This window comes from Natroniella acetigena (genome assembly GCF_023227745.1).
Classification (GTDB): Bacteria; Bacillota; Halanaerobiia; order Halobacteroidales; family Halobacteroidaceae; genus Natroniella; species Natroniella acetigena.
This window is the reverse complement of record NZ_JALKBX010000015.1, coordinates 17,352-35,718: the sequence shown is the minus strand read 5'-3', so window position 1 is coordinate 35,718 and position 18,367 is coordinate 17,352. Positions and strand designations below refer to the sequence as shown.

The 18,367-nt window shown below is 35.5% G+C and carries 18 protein-coding genes and 2 riboswitches; all 18 genes read right to left on the bottom strand.

The window, feature by feature from the left end; all coding sequences use genetic code 11:
• Entirely contained in the window at positions 1-1,554 is a 1,554-nt protein-coding gene (locus MWH25_RS05320) for an ABC transporter substrate-binding protein (RefSeq protein ID WP_248626582.1), read from the bottom strand.
• Positions 1,555-1,675: 121 nt separating this feature from the next.
• Positions 1,676-2,016, bottom strand: a riboswitch (cobalamin riboswitch).
• Positions 2,017-2,074: 58 nt separating this feature from the next.
• A complete protein-coding gene (locus tag MWH25_RS05315) occupies positions 2,075-2,899 on the bottom strand; it encodes a DUF4198 domain-containing protein (RefSeq protein ID WP_248626581.1) in 825 nt (274 codons plus the stop codon).
• A gap of 221 nt (positions 2,900-3,120) precedes the next feature.
• Entirely contained in the window at positions 3,121-3,534 is a 414-nt protein-coding gene (gene nikR, locus MWH25_RS05310; RefSeq protein WP_248626580.1) for a nickel-responsive transcriptional regulator NikR, read from the bottom strand.
• A gap of 11 nt (positions 3,535-3,545) precedes the next feature.
• The gene (locus MWH25_RS05305; protein ID WP_248626579.1) at positions 3,546-4,412 is read right to left on the bottom strand and encodes a mechanosensitive ion channel family protein; all 867 of its coding nucleotides are present in this window, start codon (positions 4,410-4,412) and stop codon (positions 3,546-3,548) included.
• Between the two features lie 299 nt (positions 4,413-4,711).
• A complete protein-coding gene (locus tag MWH25_RS05300) occupies positions 4,712-5,632 on the bottom strand; it encodes a TIM barrel protein (RefSeq protein WP_248626578.1) in 921 nt (306 codons plus the stop codon).
• A 64-nt stretch (positions 5,633-5,696) separates the two neighbouring features.
• Complete coding sequence (locus MWH25_RS05295; RefSeq protein WP_248626577.1) at positions 5,697-6,446, bottom strand: AIR synthase related protein; 750 nt, start codon at positions 6,444-6,446, stop codon at positions 5,697-5,699.
• 24 nt (positions 6,447-6,470) lie between these two features.
• Positions 6,471-6,971: an ECF transporter S component gene (locus tag MWH25_RS05290; protein ID WP_248626576.1), complete on the bottom strand. Its 501-nt coding sequence runs from the start codon at positions 6,969-6,971 to the stop codon at positions 6,471-6,473.
• Positions 6,972-6,991: 20 nt separating this feature from the next.
• Positions 6,992-8,044 (bottom strand): nicotinate-nucleotide--dimethylbenzimidazole phosphoribosyltransferase, encoded by a 1,053-nt coding sequence (cobT, locus tag MWH25_RS05285; protein ID WP_248626574.1) that lies wholly within the window; start codon positions 8,042-8,044, stop codon positions 6,992-6,994.
• A 196-nt stretch (positions 8,045-8,240) separates the two neighbouring features.
• A complete protein-coding gene (gene thiC, locus MWH25_RS05280) occupies positions 8,241-9,512 on the bottom strand; it encodes a phosphomethylpyrimidine synthase ThiC (RefSeq protein ID WP_248626572.1) in 1,272 nt (423 codons plus the stop codon).
• 22 nt (positions 9,513-9,534) lie between these two features.
• Positions 9,535-10,815, bottom strand: coding sequence for a phosphomethylpyrimidine synthase ThiC (gene thiC, locus MWH25_RS05275; RefSeq protein ID WP_248626570.1), 1,281 nt, complete (start codon positions 10,813-10,815; stop codon positions 9,535-9,537).
• A 23-nt stretch (positions 10,816-10,838) separates the two neighbouring features.
• Entirely contained in the window at positions 10,839-11,048 is a 210-nt protein-coding gene (locus MWH25_RS05270; RefSeq protein ID WP_248626568.1) for a hypothetical protein, read from the bottom strand.
• Positions 11,049-11,063: 15 nt separating this feature from the next.
• On the bottom strand, positions 11,064-12,173 hold the full coding sequence (trpD, locus tag MWH25_RS05265) for an anthranilate phosphoribosyltransferase (RefSeq protein WP_248626567.1): 1,110 nt from the start codon (positions 12,171-12,173) through the stop codon (positions 11,064-11,066).
• A gap of 24 nt (positions 12,174-12,197) precedes the next feature.
• Positions 12,198-13,229, bottom strand: coding sequence for an alcohol dehydrogenase catalytic domain-containing protein (locus tag MWH25_RS05260; RefSeq protein WP_248626566.1), 1,032 nt, complete (start codon positions 13,227-13,229; stop codon positions 12,198-12,200).
• 317 nt (positions 13,230-13,546) lie between these two features.
• A riboswitch (cobalamin riboswitch) is annotated at positions 13,547-13,794 on the bottom strand.
• Positions 13,795-13,822: 28 nt separating this feature from the next.
• Positions 13,823-14,860: an FAD:protein FMN transferase gene (locus MWH25_RS05255; protein ID WP_248626565.1), complete on the bottom strand. Its 1,038-nt coding sequence runs from the start codon at positions 14,858-14,860 to the stop codon at positions 13,823-13,825.
• 127 nt (positions 14,861-14,987) lie between these two features.
• A complete protein-coding gene (locus tag MWH25_RS05250; RefSeq protein WP_248626564.1) occupies positions 14,988-15,326 on the bottom strand; it encodes a hypothetical protein in 339 nt (112 codons plus the stop codon).
• Positions 15,327-15,429: 103 nt separating this feature from the next.
• On the bottom strand, positions 15,430-16,167 hold the full coding sequence (gene sigE, locus MWH25_RS05245; protein ID WP_282706890.1) for an RNA polymerase sporulation sigma factor SigE: 738 nt from the start codon (positions 16,165-16,167) through the stop codon (positions 15,430-15,432).
• Between the two features lie 21 nt (positions 16,168-16,188).
• The gene (spoIIGA, locus tag MWH25_RS05240) at positions 16,189-17,100 is read right to left on the bottom strand and encodes a sigma-E processing peptidase SpoIIGA (RefSeq protein ID WP_248626563.1); all 912 of its coding nucleotides are present in this window, start codon (positions 17,098-17,100) and stop codon (positions 16,189-16,191) included.
• A 158-nt stretch (positions 17,101-17,258) separates the two neighbouring features.
• The gene (gene ftsZ, locus MWH25_RS05235) at positions 17,259-18,359 is read right to left on the bottom strand and encodes a cell division protein FtsZ (protein ID WP_248626562.1); all 1,101 of its coding nucleotides are present in this window, start codon (positions 18,357-18,359) and stop codon (positions 17,259-17,261) included.
• Positions 18,360-18,367: the final 8 nt, after the last annotated feature.

Genomic DNA, 18,367 nt, shown 5'->3' with positions numbered 1-18,367 from the left:
TTACTCGAGATTTAAACTTTCATTAACTAGATAAAATTCAGAAGGATGAACTTGATAGCCAGTTACTTGATCGCTAACTCCCATATTGACCGTTGGATAGACTAAGAAAAGATGAGCAGCTTCTTCTAAAATTATCTCTTGAACTTGCTGAGCCAATCGATTCCTCTCTTCTAAATCAAAGGTTGAGCTTAATTGAGCAATCAACTGATCTACTTTATAGATACCAAAATTATTAAAGTTAGAGGAAGCCTCAGCTTCAAATACTACCTCTAAAAAATAACCTGGATCAGCAGTTGGAGCGGTATTCATACTATACATAGCCAGATCATAATTTCCATTTTGTAAAACATCAGTTATATTTTCTACTGATCTAATTGCAATAGCTATTCCTACCTCTTTTAATTGTGCTTGAACTACCTCGGCAATTATCGGCAGTTCTGGTCGAGCATCATAAGTATATAACTCCAATTCTAACCTTTGTCCATCTTTTTCTCTAATTCCATCAGAATCTAATTCCCAGCCAGCTTCCTCTAATAATCTGTTAGCTTCTTCTAAGTCATAATTATAACCTGCCAACTCTTCTCCTCCAAAAGGTAGTGCTAATGGGAACGGGCCAACCCCTGCAATTGCTCCTCCTTCCATCACACTTTCAGCCAATGCATCTCTATCTACTGCTTTATTGATTGCTTTCCGCACCTTCAAATCACTGAAAGGAGCTCGTTCAAGATTTAAATAAAGCATATGACTCCGTAAAGATGAATTAGATAATACATTCAACCCATCCTGCTGCTCAAGATTTGTTATACTACTTGTCGGAATATTTTGAGCAATATCAACCTCGCCTGATTGGAATGCCATTACTCGACTCATTTCATCAGCGATAAACTTGAAAGTTATCTCTTCTAGCTGAGCAGTTGGCCCCCAATAATCATCATTTCTCTCTACAACAATCTCTACATCCTTCTCATAATCTCGTAATTGATAAGGCCCCGTTAAGACTGGCTGTTGAGCAAACTCTTCTCCTAATCTCTCAGCCTCAGCAGCATTAACAATTACCGTCATTGGATCTGCCAAATAATTGACTAAGGCTGGATTGGGTTCAGTTGTTGAAATCAGCAACTGCTTATCACCCTTAACCTCGATAGAATCTATTCTCAATAGACCTTCTGCTCGATTATTGATCTCTAAAGTTCTTTCTAAAGAATTCTTAACCGCCGTAGCATCTACTAACTCTCCATTATGAAACTTCATCCCCTCATCTAGTTCAATCTCCCAAGTTAGTTGATCACTCTGCTCCCATGATTTAACCAACCACGGTTCTAACTCCATCTCCTCTGTCAATCTAAATAAGGTTTGGCCCATGCCACTTTGGACACTAAACCAACCATTCCAACCCTCTGACGGATCCAAATTACCTGGTTCAAATGCCATCCCTACAGCTAAATCTTGCTTTTCTTCTACTTGCTGAGCACCATCTTGACCACAACCACTGACTACTACAAATAACATAGCCATAACTACTACTAAAATACCTGCTTTCTTATTCAATATCATTTTACTCCTCCTAGTTTTTATCTTTTAGAATATTAAAAATAAAATCCTCAACCTTCTTAGCAAAGATCGAGGATAACTAGCCATTATACTAATTACCTACCCTTCTTACCATCGAAGATCCAGTAGGCTCAATGATTAGGCAGGTCTCCTGACTTCCAGCTGTAAGAACTTCACCTTCCCTGGAGGTTAGTAATTAGTAATTTATGATTAGTAATTAGTTACCAATTACCAATCACTAGCTACTAGTTACCAGTTGCTCCAAGTGGTTTTACTAAGTCCTTTTAGCAGTCAATAAGTTAATAGTTTTTGTTTTTGATTTTGATTTTGATTTTGAATTTCAACTATTAACTATTCATTATTCACTGCTTTATAGCTAGTTACAGTGGCGGGCCCGTCCAGGATTTTCACCTGCTTCCCTATTCTCCTTTAATAAACTAAAGGACCCAATCATCAACGTATTTTATTGTTATTAATTTAATTATTCACCATAAATCAACTTTTTCCTGCTTAAAAATCTAAATTACCAGCCAAATAATCTTTGGAAGAATCCTAGCTTTTCTTCTACTTCCAAATACAAAGCTGAATTATACCTAACACGATCATATTGGACCATTTCGGTGCTATCCTCTGCATAATCTTCTCCCTGTCGCTCCAAATCAGTCATATTTCCAACATGGATAAACCATCTTCCTGCTTCATCAAATTCAAAATTTAAAATCCCTTCTTCATTAGTTGTCACTTGCTCTACTCTATCATTAGGGCCAACAATAGTTACATCTTGATTACTGACTAACTCGCCATCATAATCTAGCTCCAAGCTAATTTCCTCTCCAACAGTCAGTGAATCAATTTGGTCAATAAATTCTACTCCTAATGGGGTTTCAAAAGCTGTAATTTGATCTACATCACCAACTAATAAAGGAGCTTTAGCATCATAATAACGCAACTGCATTCCACCAGATGGATCTCGATCACTTCTATCGACTACACCTCTAGATCCAATAGCAACCACCCAGTAAAACCCTTCTTCATCTGGAATAAAGCTAGCTGCATAGCTATTCTCTTCCAAATTAAAATCTAACTCTGTTAATTCCCCTTCTTGATTGAGTACCATTAGCTCTGCATTATTTTCTAAAGCAGTAAAGAAAGAATGTTCAACATCAGGGGCATTAGGATAATGTCCAAAGAAAAACTCTATCTCTACTTCCTCTCCACTCTCCACTTGTTGTGGGAAATCCAAAACCATTTCATGGGCCAACGCCTCTCCTCCAGTCAAGCTGAAGACTAATAATGCTACAAAAGCTACCACTGCAAATCTCCTAAGTTCTGTTCCTAAAAATTTCATTTCAACCTCTCCTTTTGTGTTATTATAATATTTTTTGTGTTACTCTAATATAGTAATTCTTCTTCTTTTAGAAAAGTCCTTCTTAAAATTTAATTTTTTTACACTCTATCTTAATTTGATCTATCTCATACAAAAAGCCCCAATCTTCTGCCAATAGAAGATCGGAGCTTTCAACGTTTTTCTTTTGATTTTTCCAGTCACTAATTACCAGTTACTAATAACTACAAAGATTCATCGACTGCAGAAACTGTCAACTTACCATGCTTAACCCCACGTAGTCCAATTAACTTCTGTGTTACCTCATTAAGTTTCTTTCTCTTACCTTCTACTATAATCACCTCTAAACAGATATGATGAGATAAATGCAGATGTAAATTAGACTTAAATAAAGAATAATAATCATGTTGAATTGTCATCATCTTCTCAGTTGTTCCTCGCTGATGATGATCATAAAATAAAGTTAAGGTTCCTACAACATCTTCCTCTTCATCTTGGCATTTCTCTTCTACAATTTTATCTCGAATTAGATCACGAATTGCTTCAGAACGATTTGTATAACCATCTTCAATTAATTGATCAAACTTCTTTAATAATTTTTCATCAATAGAAACTCCAAATCTAATTAATTCAGACATTTTCATCTCTCCTATTCTTCTGTGGTGTAAAAACGAGTTGTCGGATAAGCAAAATCAATCTCTGATTCCTGTGCAAACTTTTTCAAAATAACCTCCCTGATTCGACTCTCAACTAACCTTCTCCCTCTAGCTGTCGTTAGATAACGCAAAGTTATCTCTACCCCACTATCTGCAGTATCCAGATAGACAATCGGAGAAAATTTACTGTATTTGATCATATAACGCTTAGACATCAATTTAATCTTTCTTTTTGCCAGCTCCTGAATCTCTTCTCCTTCTTGCTCAGCAGTTTCCAGAATAATCTCCTTCGCCTTTTCCCAATCACTTTCATAGGTAACCAAAAATTTAAGTTCATTCCACAAATATTCAAAACCACGTGTATAATTAAATAAGGCTTCACGAAAAATATTGCTGTTTGGAATATGTACTATCCGACCTGTACTCTGATCAGAGTCAACCCAATTTCCTATCTCCAATAAAGATGTATAAAAAACCCGAATATCGATTACATCCCCTTTAACACTATCCCATTCAATCCGATCACCAAGCCCAAAGGGACGACGTAACATAATCAAGACCCAACCAGCTAAATTTAAGATCACATCATGTAAGGCCAAAGCTAATCCGGCTGATAAAAAACCTAAATAAGTAGTAATTGTACCTGTCCTATCTGCCCAAATCAAGACTAAAATTACAAAATTTATCAAGGTAGCTAAATAATAGGTGTAACGCCTACTCCGGTGACGCCTTTTAAAATCATCTACTTTGTTATTAATGAATCTTATCACCCAGAAAGTAATAAAGTAATTAAAGACTATAGCTCCAACTGAAAATAATATCTTTTGAACTACAGGATCGCTAAAATCAAATGACTCCATCCTTGTTCACTACACCCCTTTAAATTCCTATTTAATATTATAAGTCGATTACTTAATTATTATATATAGCATTAAATATTTAATCAACTGGAGCTACTTTAAGGAATAAAAACCCCTTGTATAATTTTCCCATTTCTATATTTGTTACTTATAATAATTATTATTCTTTGTAATAAAAAATTCTCCTTCTCAACTATCAAAAGACCTTACACGAAAAAATTTCCAACCCTAAATTTAGAGTTGGAAACAAAGTTGCTTTTTAATTTTTCTTACTTAAAAAATTAAACCTTTTAAAAATATCAGAATAATTGATCTTGAGTCTGCAGATAATTAACAAATCCCCCCTTTTCAGAACAAACAAATTCATAGATTACGTAATCTGGATCTACTATTTCCAAGACTCTCTTAGGAGACACCTCAGAAAAGGGCAAATGTTGATCTATCTTAGAAATAAACTCTCCTACTAATCTCTCCTGCTCTTCCTGATTATTACTAACTCTAAACTTTTGATATAATTCTTTACGCTCTTCTACTCGCTTAGCTCTAGATAAAGATTTATGCAAATGCATACCAGCAAATAATTTAGCAGGTTGCTGATAATCTAATAAAACCTCTATAATATAATTAACCGCCTCTGCTTCAGTCTTCACTTCCAACTTTGTATTTAACAAATGGCCTGTGTCCAACATCAAACCCACTTGATCATAATTTATCTTCTGCAAAAAATCAATTGTTTCTCTAGGACTTAAGAGATCAAGCCCTCCCCACCATAGATTTTCAAATAATAATTTAAAATCAAACTCCAATCCAGCTATAATTTGATTGATAATCTTAGCTATTTTAGCTAAGATCTCAGCATTACTAAACTTAAATTCAGCAGTTAATATTTCCTCAAAACTAGCATTAGCTGCATGAAAGACAACATAATCGACCTCTAATTGGGCAGCCAACTTCAACTCTTGACGATAATTTTCAATTAACTCTTTTAAATCTAAGCTATTTTTAGTTTCACCAACTCCTAACCAATTTAAATGATAAGAAAGGTGAAGCCCCTTAATTAACTCCTCAGGTATTGTGTCAAAAAATTGGCTATCTATTACTCCAGTTGCTAATAATTCAACTCCAGCAAAGCCATTTTGCTGACAAAATTCAACTACTTGCTCCCACTGATTATCAAACCAAGATAATCCATAAATACTAAAATTAAATAATTTATCCATTGATTTAGATCTCCTCATCTCTAATTATAATAGGGGCGTATTATAATACGCCCCTACAATTTCTTCACCTTATTTGATAAAAATTGCCTAATAAATTGACCGACTTAGAAATATCTTGCTGCAAATCATCTAATCTATTTTCAGGCAAAGTAACTAATAAGACAGTAGCAGGGCCAGCCGATTTTTTAAGATCGATCTCTGCTTGATTAACTAAATTAAGATTTAACCCATTCATTTCAGCTAATAATTCAGCCTCATATTTTATCCCCTTAGAGCCGACAGGTAAGATATCATAAATATAATTCAGCTCTAATAACTGCTCCATCTCCTTTAAAGAAACAATTTCATTAGCAGCAGTTAAAACCTCGCCACCTACTTTAGGTAGACCAATCGCTACCAATATATCTCCTGCTTTAGAGTTAGCTAACTTCAAGTTATCTTTATTAGCTACTCCAATTACTGTAATTCCTACTCCTGTTTGGGTGGTAGCTACATTCTCCTCGGTACTTCCATTCAATATCTTATCTGGGCCAATACTTAAACCAGCTATTTCTTCTTTGATCCCTCTTATAATTTCCTTACCTGTTGGTTCATATTCAACACTTAAAGTATTAATTACTGTCACTGGTTTAGCCCTAACTGCCAATACCTCCAGTAAAGCTACTCTAACCCCAAGTTTACCAACTATCTCACCAGGCACCTGTAAAGAATCTTCTTCCTTAGGGCCAATCCCCCCGATAGAGTCACAAGCTATTACTAACTGTTGCTGATCATCTAAATCAATCACTGAAATATCCCTTTGCACATCTATCACCTCAATTAAATTATCAAAAACTAATTATCTATTATCCAAAAAACGATAAACTACGATCGCTATCACAATATTAATTGCTGAAGCTACTAATAATACAGGCGTCATCCCCATAAAGAAGCCTACCCCCAACAATGGAATCAATAAAGCATTTAAAATTACTCCATTAAACAAAGTGGCTACTATCCCTGCTGCGATTAAATTAAATTTCTGATTAACATACCAGAGTAACCAACCACAGACTGCCATCCCAATTGCAATCGGCAGATGGATTGGCCCGAGTGAAAAACCAGCTTTAATCCCTGACACTAGATGACCGATCCCTAACACAATTCCTCCTTCAAATCCTCCAGCAAAAAGGGCCAAAAAGTAGCCTGGAGCTGAATCTAGCCCTACCGTACCAGTTGGGCTAGGTAGTGGAATAAAACCACCTACCGTTCCTAATGCAACAAATAAAGCCATCCTGACTAACCTCTTAGTATTCCAAAAATCATTTGTACTTGTTTCTATATTAACTTTAGTTCCCATTATATAATTTCTCCTTTGATTTATTTATTTGCAGCAACTCCAGCCTCTTCAAGAGTAGCCATCTGACTGATAATTCTCGTTGCTGCTTCCACTAACTCCATCCCCAATACTGCTCCAGTGCCTTCTCCTAACCGTATATCCATCTCCAACATCGGTTCTAAACCTAATATCTCATGCATTCTGATATGCCCTGGTTCCACAGATCTATGGGACGGAATTAAATAATTGCTTACTTTAGGCTCCAGTTTATAGGCAATCACAGCCGCTGCTGCTGAAATCAAACCATCTACCATCACAGGAGTCTTATTAGCAGCAGCTCCCAGCATAACTCCAGCCAAACCACCTATTTCTAAACCTCCAACCTTAGCTAATATATCAATTCCATCCTCGCTATCAGGCTGATTTAATTCCAATGCTTGAGCAATAATTTCCTTCTTTTTAGCCAATTTCTGATCATCAATCCCAGTTCCTCGACCAACTAGCTGCTCTAATGATAAATCTGTAACTGTAGCTATAATTGCACTACTAGGTGTTGTATTGCCAATTCCCATCTCTCCAGTTCCGATCAAGTTCGCACCATCGGCAATTAAATCTTGTACAACTTCAATCCCTACTTCTATACTAGAAATAGCTTCTGCCTGTGACATTGCTGGCCCATAAATCATATTATCAGTTCCTGCTTTAACCTTTCTACTAATTATTTTATCAGCTTCTATTTCATTAGCTACACCAATATCAACGACTTTGACCTTGGCCCCAACCTGTCTAGCCAAAACATTAATAGCTGCTCCACCATTTAAAAAATTATAAACCATCTGAGTAGTTACATCTGACGGACAAGTACTGACTCCTTCCTCTACTACTCCATGATCACCAGCCATGACAATATGTACCTTCTGATCAACCTTTGTAAATACCTCTCCTTTCATTCCTGCTAGCTTAATTGCAATCTCCTCTAACTTGCCTAAGCTTCCTGGTGGCTTGGTTAAGCTATCTAATCTATCTTGTGCTTCCGCCATCTTCTCTTTATTTAACCTTTCAATCTTAGCTATTGTTTGTTCTAGTAATTCCATTATTATCTCTCCTTTTTCTATGTTTTTTTAAACAATATTGATATAAAGTGGCACTTTGCCACTTTATATCAGTGTACAGTTTACAGTTGATATAGTTTCTAAGGTTTTAAGCTTTTAAGATTTTGATCTTAACTGTAAACTGTTCACTGTACACTGTCAACCCAATTATGTGTCACAAAGTGACACATAATTGTAATTACCCAATGTATTCCGCAGCTATCTCCATTGGCTCTGCTTTCTGATCCATCACCCTCTGCTCTGAAATTTCATCTTCCTTACTACTTAACACCTTCTCTGAATTAATTGCTAACCTAGCCTGCTCTTCCCAATCACTCTTCACCCTAGCTCGAGCCATTTCTTTATCTAATCGACTAGCTTGTTCACCTCTTTTAGCAATATCTCCAGCATGGGTAGCTATTTTAGCCGCTGTTACTCCTCTTTTAATATCTTCTGGTGCGGGTAAACCTAAATGTTCAGCAGGAGTTACATAGCAGACAAAGTCAGCTCCAGCCCAAGTAGCTTTTGCTCCTCCAATTGCTGCTACTATATGATCATAACCCGCAGCTATATCAGTTACCAACATACCTAAGATAAAGAATGGGGCTTGATGGCATAACTCTTTTTGTAACTGAATCGTAGTATCAATATGATTTAAAGGTACATGACCTGGCCCTTCGACCATTACCTGCACGCCAGCTTCTCTGGCCCGTTGAACTAGTTCCCCAGTAATCAATAACCCTTGCATTTGGGCTCGATCCATCGAATCAACAATTGCCCCTGGTCTAATTCCATCACCTAAACTTAGAGTAACATCATACTTTTTAGCAATCTCCAAAACCCTATCATACTCTGCATATAAAGGATTTTCTTGGTTATGATGTAACATCCAACCAGTTAAAAATCCTCCTCCTCGACTGACTACATCAGTAATTCTTCCTTCATTCTTTAATCTCTCCAATACCTCTAAAGTCATCCCACAATGAATTGCCATAAAATCTACCCCAGCTTTAGCTTGTCTCTCAATTTCAGCAAAGATATCCTCTGCCTTCATTTCTACTACTGAACCATATTCTTCAATCCCTTTAATCCCCGCTTGATAAATCGGTACAGTTCCCACAGGTACTTCAGCAATTTGTAAAGTATTCTCCCTAATCTGATCGATATCTCCACCTGTGCTGAGATCCATAATTGCATCTGCTCCAGCATCCAAAGCTGTTTTTAACTTCTTTTTCTCTCTTTCTTGATCAGGATAATCCTTAGAAGCTCCCATACTAGCATTCACCTTAGTCCGTAAGCCTGTTCCAATGCCTATATAATTATCTCTAGCTCGATTTACATTTCTAGGAATTACAACTACTCCTTGAGCTACCTTTTTTCTAATCTCTTCAGAAGTGAACCCTTCATTCTTAGCTACTACTTCCATCTCCTCAGTAATAATTCCTTCTCGTGCCTTAATTAACTGTGTCATTTTATTTATACCCCCTTAATTATTAATTTAAATGTTGAGTAACAACTTTAATTGCACAATATTCCCCACACATAGCACAACCATCACCATCACCTGGATTACTCTTCTCTCTCATCCGTCTAGCCTCGGCAGGATTTAAAGACAACTCTATCTCTGCTTCCCAATCCAATCTCTTTCTAGCATAAGCCATCTTTTCTTCTTGTTCCCAAGCATCTTCTCGACCTTTAGACAGATCTCCAACTTGAGCAGCAATCTTAGCAGCCATTACTCCAGCTTTAATATCTTCTGTAGTTGGAAAATCAAGATGCTCCACAGGCGTTACATAACATAAGAAGTCAGCACCCGCCGAAGCAGCAAAAGCTCCTCCAATAGCTGAATTTATATCATCTTCTCCAGTCGCTAAATCAGTTACTAACGGGCCAAAGACAAAATATGGAGCCCCATGACAAATCTCCTTCTGTAACTGTACAGTACTTTCAATTTGATCTAATGGCACATGACCTGGTCCCTTAACCATCATCTGAACTCCAGCCTGCTGTCCTCTATTTACCAATTCACCTAAAACAATTAACTCCTGTACCTGAGCTCGATCCAAAGAATCTTCTATAGCTCCAGGTCGGAAAGTATCTGCTAAACTAATAGTTACATCATACTCTTTAGTAATCTCTAATAAACGATCATACTCTTTATAAAAAGGATTCTCTTGCCCATGATGCAACATCCAACCTGCTAAAATTTGGCCCCCATGACTGACTAAACCTTCAATCCTTCCTTCAATCTTCAACCTCTCTAAAACATTTAAAGTTAACCCAGCATGAACACCAATAAAATCAACCCCATCTGCTGCCTGCTTTTCTACTACTGCAAACATATCATCAACAGTCATATCTAAGATTGAGCCTCTCTTCTCTTCACTCTCTTTAGCTGCTTGATAAATAGGTAATGTTCCTACTGGTAAATCTGTCTTTGCTAATACCTCTCGGCGTGCTTGATCTATATTTCCATCCTTACTTAAATCCATAATTGCATCTGTACCTAACTCTACAGCCAAATCAATCTTTTCTAACTCTGTCTCCAAATCTGTATAATCCTCATATAGACCAACACTAGTACTTACCTTAGTCTTTAAGCCCTTTCCAAAGCCTTGACTTAGACTAGAACCTCTCTTCTTATTCTTAGGAATTACTATCTTTCCTGCTGCTACCTCCTTTCTGATAAGCTCTGCTGCTAGACCCTCCCTTTTAGCTACTTCCTCCATTTCTTGAGTAATAATACCTTCTCTTGCTTTTAATAATTGAGTCATTTTTCTTCCTCCTTTATATATTTTTAAAATTCTACTTCCTTTTCTGTTATCTTTAACTCTGATAATCTCAAATTAGAAAGGTTATCCTTTTCAGCTTGTTCTTTAAGTTGATTTAACTTTTCAGAATCATACCTAGCAAATACCGACGCTTTATTCAAAGTAACAAGCTGATACCCACCATTCTTATTATCCTTTAAATACCCCTTATCAGATTTCAAAGCATATAACCTCATTGAATAGCCTCCTTTTTAAATTTTTTCTAATAAGCTATTTAATTTAGCTAATTTCTGTTCTGAATTTACATTTTGAGTCCTAACCCATTCCTTTAACTTTTCAATAGCTTCTCCTGAAGCTACAATATCCTTAGCTTGAAGATAAGCATCTTTAATTTGAGCACTATAATCCATTAAATACAATATTAAAGCTGCATTCAAACATACAATATCCTCTCTTGCTCCCCCTTCTTTACCTTTTAGTACAGATAACATTTTTAGAGCCTCTTTTCGACGGTCTTTATCTGGAGCAATCTCTTTACTAATTACTCTTTCTATATTTAAATCCTCTGGTATAAAGGAATATTCATCTATCTTTCCATCCTCTTGAATTTCTACAATATAATTTTCACCTAATGTAGAAGCCTCATCCATCCCTCGAACTCCATCTTCCGCTAAACCATGAACAACAATTGCTTTTTTATATCCAATTTCATGCATCACCTGTGCTACAGGCTTTAATAATTCTTTAGAATAGACACCACGTACTCCATATTGAGGACAAACAGGATTTGCTAAAGAAGCAGCTATATTCAAAGTCGTTCCGAAAGAAATCTTAGAAAGAATTCTCCCTAATGCTGTAGGATGTACTTGAGAATCCATCCCATTGAAAATTCCAATACCTGCTTGTTCAATACTTTTTACTATAACCTCTGGAGAACACTCAACCCCTACTCCCAATTCTTCGAGAATATCAATAGTACCACAATTTGATGTAATTGCCCTAGAACCATGTTTAGCCATAACAACACCCGCAGTAGCAGCAACCATAGAAGCTGCAGTACTAATATTAAAAGTATCTACATCATCCATCCCGGTTCCACAATTTTCTACTAAAGGCTGACTAATATTAGGACTTGCTTTCACAGTATCTAATTCATAAATAGCATCCCAACTGCCAGCTATTTCTTCAACAGTCTCTCCTTTAACTGTTAAAGCTGCCAAAAAAGCCCCTTGGTGCATTTCAGTCTCTCGATTCAAAAGAACTTTAGAAAACATATCCTTCATCTCTTCTCGAGAAAAGTTACTTCCCTCAATTAATTTACCAATCTTCATCCCAAATTCCTTACTCACTTTTGGCTCCATTAATTAATCTCTCCTTTCTTTTAATTAAACCTTAATAATTGTCTTCAATCCTTTTTTATTCCTAGTCTTTTCTATCCCACTAAAAATTTGATTTAGTGAAATTTCCTCAGTTATAAGCCAATCAACCTTTACTCTTCCTTCCGCCATAAGCTTTAAAGCTCCCCTGTTTTGTTTAGTAGTGCAACCATAAGCTCCTACTAATGTTTTCTCTCCATAATGCAATAAATTACCGTCTATCTCTAACCTTGAATTATCTTTAGGTAATCCAGAAAATAATAATATTCTTCCTCTAAAATCCAACACCTCCACTAGCGAATAGTCAACAGCTGCTTGACCACATGCCAATATAATCACATCTACTCCTTGCCCCTTAGTTCTTTCATTTACAGCCTTTTCTAACGGTTCTTTGCTAGTATTTATCACATAGTCTATTTCTGAAAAACTCGCAAACTCCAATCTAGTATCTAATTTATCTGCTAATATTATTTGGTTAGCACCATAATTTTTAGCTAACATAACTTGTAAATAACCAATTGGCCCTGCTCCAATTATCAATACATCATCACCTTGCTTTATCTGAGCTAACTCCATTCCATTAATACAGCAGGCCAAAGGCTCAGCAAAAACCGCTTCAGAAAAGGATAAATTATCTGGAATCAAATTTACAACTCCAGCTTTTATTCCTTTCGCCGAAATAGCCAAATATTCTGCAAAGCCACCATCTTTAGTAAATCCGAGTATATCTATCTCTTCGCAATTATTTGTAATCCCTCTTCGACAAAAACTACACTCTCCACAAACAACTCCTGGAGCTATTTGAACTCTATCTCCTTTCTTAAACTTGTCTACATCACTTTCTATTATCTCTCCTGTAATTTCATGCCCTAAAATTCTAGGATAATTTAAAGCTTTATGCCCCTTATCAATCATTTTTACATCAGCACCACAAACTGCACTGATAATTACTTTGACTAAAACTCCTCCTGGCAAACATTTTGGTTGAGGTAAGTCTTCTAATTGAAAATCTCCAGGAGCTTTTAATATAGCTGCTTTCATCTTCTCGCCTCCTTTTTTTATCTATAAGCTCTCAGCTAAATTAAATCCTGTTATTACAATGCTTCGCGGATAACTAAATTTCTCTGCACCCCCGTCTAATTGACAATTGACAATTGATAATTGACAATTAAAATTCAAAATCATAAAACCACAAACCCTTAGACCATCAATAGTTACAAAGCATCCTAAGACTAGATATTCACTTTTCCAATATTCCCTTTTAGCTGAGAAGACTCTCTGTTCTAATAAATAGAAAAAAGTCCACAACCTCCCTTAGGAGGTTGTGGACTTTTCCATCATCCACTCCGCAACTTTAAAAGTTACTCGTTAAACAGGCAGGTTTCCTGGCTTATGACTTAGCTTCTCCAGCCTTCCCCGATTATTTAAATTGATAATCAGGTGGCAATCACAAAGAAACAGCTCCATCATTTACAGTGGCGGGACCGCGCTGTCACAAGAAGAAACCGAGTAGCTTCCTTGATCTCATGCAGACTTCCCTTTTAAACTTATTACCTATCAGGCTTTCCCCAACAAATAATAAATCACCTATTTAACATAATATTTAATTTTAGATAATTACTAGTCACTAATCACTATTCTTGTACTTGATACTTATCCTCTCTAACTATCTCAACCTTATCTTTCAAACCATCTGTCATATATATCTTCTGATCTTCAGCAATAGCCAAAGCATCAACATCTTCCATTCCTCTAATCAGCTCTAAGCCATCTTCAGCTCCTAACAAATAAATTATTGTGGCCAATACATCAGCTTCAGTTGGATCAGTAGTGATTACTGTCGCCCCCATCACATCACTCTCAGCTGGGTAACCTGTTTCAGGATCCATAATATGGTGGTATCTGACACCATCTTCGAAGAAGAATCTTTCATAATCCCCAGATGTATCAACTGTTAGATCAGTTAGTTCTACAATTCCTACAACCTCACCATCATCATCAGAGCGTGGATCTTTGATTCCTATTCGCCACAAATCACCATTAGACTTGGTACCTGTAGCAGTAACTCCACCACCCATATTAACATAACCACCTTTAGCTGATCTTGCTTTAAATAAAGCAACTGCTTCATTGGCGGCATAACCTTTAGCAATCCCACCAACATCTAAGATCATACCTTCTTGCTTTAGAAAAACTGTCTGCTCTTCATGATCCAATTCAATTTGATTATAATCAACCAGTTTTAACTGTTCCTCTATCTCTTCGAGTTCAGGAACCCTTTCTTGCTCCGTATTAATCCCCCACAACTCAACAACTGGGCCAATGGTAGGATCAAATTTCCCCCCACTCAACTGAGCATATTCTTTAGCAGCAGCAACTATTTCAAAGGTAATCTCACTTACTTCAACTGCTTCTTTCCCAGCAGCTTGATTAATTTTATCGATTTCGCTACCTTCAATATTCTTACTTACTTTAGCTTCAACCCTATCAATAACAGCAAAACCTTCTGCTAACAACTCTTCTGCTTGAGGTGCATAAACTTGCCCTTGAACTACTGTTCCCATCATATAAGTTGTATCATGAGCAGATTGAATATCCTCCCCTAATGCATCACATCCTAGTACAGATAAAACAATTATTAATCCAACTACTACTTTTCTGTATTTTTCCATGATTATCCTCCGTCTCTAGAATCTTTAACTAAAAAATATTACCCCTAATCTAATATTTATTATCTCATCTTTATTACATTATTTCAATGTTAATCTTTCTCGATTCAAATAATTTTTCCTGCAAAAATTAGCAAATATTTTCAATTAAAGAAATGAGATTATTAGATGAAGGTTCCTTAGTTACTGATTCTTCTGGTGCCTTTAATCTCCTAATCCACTCTTCATCAAACTCATCAAAAATCTCAGTTGGAATCAGATAATTTTCCCTATTTAACTGCAAAAATAAATACTTTCCTCCTTTGAACTCCCTAACTCCTAATTCTTTAGCACCAGCTTCGATCAAATAATTATAAATCTGTTCATATCGAACCCGCTCACTTAAATTATAAATCAATCTCTCTTTCATGCCAAAAATTTGCTTGATTATCTCAGTTGTTGTTATTATTTCATTATTTTCAATTTTCATTATATCCCTCCACAAATAGATTTAATGTTCTCAATTAATTTCATTCCCACTAACAATTAAATTTTCAACTTCTAATATTTTATTTCACCTGAAAACACTCAAATTATTTCATCTTATCAATCTCAGCTTGTAACTTTTGAATAATTCTTTTTTCTAATCTAGAAATATAAGATTGTGAAATCCCCAACAAATCAGCCACTTCTTTTTGAGTTAATTCCTCTTTATCATCCTGTAAACCAAAACGCAAAATCATAATTTTCCTTTCGCGAGGTGTTAAACCTTCCATAGCTTCTATTAATAATTCTCGGTCAACCTCTTCTTCAATATATTTATAAATTAAATCGATCTCAGTTCCTAGTACATCAGATAATTTTAATTCATTTCCATCCCAATCAATATTTAAAGGCTCATCAAAAGAAATTTCTGATCTCTTCTTATTATTTTTTCGTAAATACATTAAGATCTCATTCTCAATACACCGTGAGGCATACGTTGCTAACTTAATATTTTTAGTAACATCGAAAGTATTGACTGCTTTAATCAAACCAATTGTACCAATCGAAACTAAATCTTCAATATCAATCCCAGTATTATCAAACTTACGCGCAATATAAACTACCAACCTCAAATTCCTTTCAATTAATATACTTCTAACAGCTTGATCTCCATTATCTAATTTGGAAAGTAAAAATTCTTCCTCCTGAGTCGATAAAGGTGGAGGTAAAGCTTCACTACTCCCAACATAAAATACATTCTTAGCATTATATAATCCTAATACCTGTAATAACTTAACCATTCCTAATCTACAATTCCACTTAGCACCTAAGACTAATGAACACAAAATATCCCCTCCCTAAATTTATTAATTCTCAACTGATCTTAATACCTCAGGATTCAATAAGGCTTGATAATTATTATTATTGTCTAAAGAACCATCTTGTAACGCAACAATAACTCGACTAGTCTTTACAATTCCCTCTTCAGTCTGAATCCTTACTTCATCAGGTCTAAATCCTACTAACATTCCATTATCCTTTCCAATTGTAGAGAAAGGAATCAGACGAAACCTACTTGACCAAGAAGTATCAATCATCTCACTCAGCAACTGGCTACTATCACTTTTATACCGACTAAACGATTCTTTTAATTTATCAGGTAAAATTTCAATCATTGCTCCCAGTTCAACAATTATAACTGGAACTTTAGTTAACGGATCTTGTAATTGATTTCCTGTATCTACTAAAGAAACTAATTGTAAAGACTGATCATCAAATTTAATTGTAATTGGAATGCAGAAAATATCTGGAATCAATTTACTTTGAATCAATAACCATCCAAATTTACCGATAACCACAATTACCAATGATCCTAGAAGAATAATCCATAACTTATCAGGCGAAATATTCAATACTTGATCTAAAGTATCTAATGGAGAACCTCCTGTTAAGTTATAAACAGCAAAAATAACTCCAGCAGTTACAAAAGTAATCAGATAAAAATAACCTATCGTCTTTAAAAATAACCTTTTAGTCAGAGGGGCAAACGAAATTATTAACATAATTATAGAGACCAAAAAATGAATAGAAACTCTATTTAAAAAATTAAATTTTGGTAAAATAATCATTAAAGTATAAACTGTACTGAATAATGAGGTTATCAATAATCTCCAAATATTATACGTTAAATCAGATAATTTAGCTGTAGCCCACAAAATCAAATAATTCATAATTAAATTAATCAATAATAATAAATCTAAATAAACTATTAATTTCATAATAAGTAATTTCTCAATCTCCCCCTTATAACATTTATATTTGTATAAAATAGAAATATAACTTGAAAAAGAAACTAAAAATAAATCTTTTTTCGTAATTAAATGTCTTTATTTGACGAATAAAAAATCTCGATACCCCTAAGGCATCGAGATTAAGATCAAACTTTTTTATTTTTCCTTAAAAATGCTGGAATATCTAAATCATTATTAGAAAAAGATTTTATATCCAAATCATCTGCTGATGGCGTTTCATCCTTGGTCTTATCTTCAGCAGAAACAGGTTGACCTTTATCTTCTACCTGCTGGCTTCTATCAAAACCAGTAGCAATTACTGTCACCTTAACTTCATTTTCCATCTTTTCATCAACAACTGTTCCTAAAATAATATTCGCTTCATCATCAGCAACTTCAGAAATTACTTGAGTAGCTTCATTGGCTTCATGCAAACCCAAATCTGAACCACCAGTTATATTTATTAATACACCTCTTGCTCCATCGATTGAAGCCTCTAGTAGTGGAGAGGCAATTGCTGCTTTAGCAGCTTCTGCTGCTCTATTTTCACCATTTGAATTTCCAATCCCCATTAATGCAGAACCCGCATCAGTCATAATCGTTTTCACATCTGCAAAATCTAAATTTATTAATCCAGTAATCGTAATCAAATCAGAAATACCTTGTACTCCTTGTCTTAAGACATCGTCAGCAGTCTTAAAAGCATCAATCAATGATGTCTTCTTTTCTACAACATCTAATAAACGATCATTCGGTATAGTTATCAAAGTATCTACCTGCTCTTTTAAATTTCCGATTCCTTGTTGTGCTTTTCTCATCCTCTGTCGTCCTTCTACTGTGAAAGGCTTAGTTACAACTCCAACAGTCAAAGAACCTACCTCTTTAGCTATCTGAGCCACAACTGGAGCAGCTCCTGTTCCAGTTCCACCTCCCATGCCTGCTGTAATAAAGACCATATCTGCACCCTTTAAAGCATCAGCTATCATTTCCTGACTTTCTTGAGCAGCTTGAGCCCCTATATCTGGCTCAGCTCCAGCACCTAATCCATCAGTCAATTTTTCTCCAATTTGCAAAGTTACTTCTGCTCGTGATGAAACTAATGCTTGCCCATCAGTATTAACAGCAATAAACTCTACTCCTTTTAAACCAGATTCAATCATACGGTTAACAGCATTATTTCCACCACCACCAACCCCAACTACCTTTATATTTGCGAATTGTTCCATTTCAGAATCGAATTCAAACATTTCAACTA

Excerpts from the sequence above, each read along its gene's own strand:
- MWH25_RS05300 (WP_248626578.1), bottom strand. The coding sequence starts at position 5,632 with ATGGATAAATTATTTAATTTTAGTATTTATGGATTATCTTGGTTTGAT.
- MWH25_RS05260 (WP_248626566.1), bottom strand. The coding sequence starts at position 13,229 with ATGAAAGCAGCTATATTAAAAGCTCCTGGAGATTTTCAATTAGAAGAC.
- MWH25_RS05305 (WP_248626579.1), bottom strand. The coding sequence starts at position 4,412 with ATGGAGTCATTTGATTTTAGCGATCCTGTAGTTCAAAAGATATTATTT.
- MWH25_RS05315 (WP_248626581.1), bottom strand. The coding sequence starts at position 2,899 with ATGAAATTTTTAGGAACAGAACTTAGGAGATTTGCAGTGGTAGCTTTT.
- cobT (WP_248626574.1), bottom strand. The coding sequence starts at position 8,044 with ATGGAATTACTAGAACAAACAATAGCTAAGATTGAAAGGTTAAATAAA.
- MWH25_RS05270 (WP_248626568.1), bottom strand. The coding sequence starts at position 11,048 with ATGAGGTTATATGCTTTGAAATCTGATAAGGGGTATTTAAAGGATAAT.
- spoIIGA (WP_248626563.1), bottom strand. The coding sequence starts at position 17,100 with ATGAAATTAATAGTTTATTTAGATTTATTATTATTGATTAATTTAATT.
- MWH25_RS05290 (WP_248626576.1), bottom strand. The coding sequence starts at position 6,971 with ATGGGAACTAAAGTTAATATAGAAACAAGTACAAATGATTTTTGGAAT.
- ftsZ (WP_248626562.1), bottom strand. The coding sequence starts at position 18,359 with ATGTTTGAATTCGATTCTGAAATGGAACAATTCGCAAATATAAAGGTA.
- nikR (WP_248626580.1), bottom strand. The coding sequence starts at position 3,534 with ATGTCTGAATTAATTAGATTTGGAGTTTCTATTGATGAAAAATTATTA.
- thiC (WP_248626572.1), bottom strand. The coding sequence starts at position 9,512 with ATGACACAGTTAATTAAGGCACGAGAAGGAATTATTACTGAGGAGATG.
- trpD (WP_248626567.1), bottom strand. The coding sequence starts at position 12,173 with ATGGAGCCAAAAGTGAGTAAGGAATTTGGGATGAAGATTGGTAAATTA.
- MWH25_RS05255 (WP_248626565.1), bottom strand. The coding sequence starts at position 14,860 with ATGGAAAAATACAGAAAAGTAGTAGTTGGATTAATAATTGTTTTATCT.
- thiC (WP_248626570.1), bottom strand. The coding sequence starts at position 10,815 with ATGACTCAATTATTAAAAGCAAGAGAAGGTATTATTACTCAAGAAATG.
- MWH25_RS05320 (WP_248626582.1), bottom strand. The coding sequence starts at position 1,554 with ATGATATTGAATAAGAAAGCAGGTATTTTAGTAGTAGTTATGGCTATG.
- MWH25_RS05250 (WP_248626564.1), bottom strand. The coding sequence starts at position 15,326 with ATGAAAATTGAAAATAATGAAATAATAACAACAACTGAGATAATCAAG.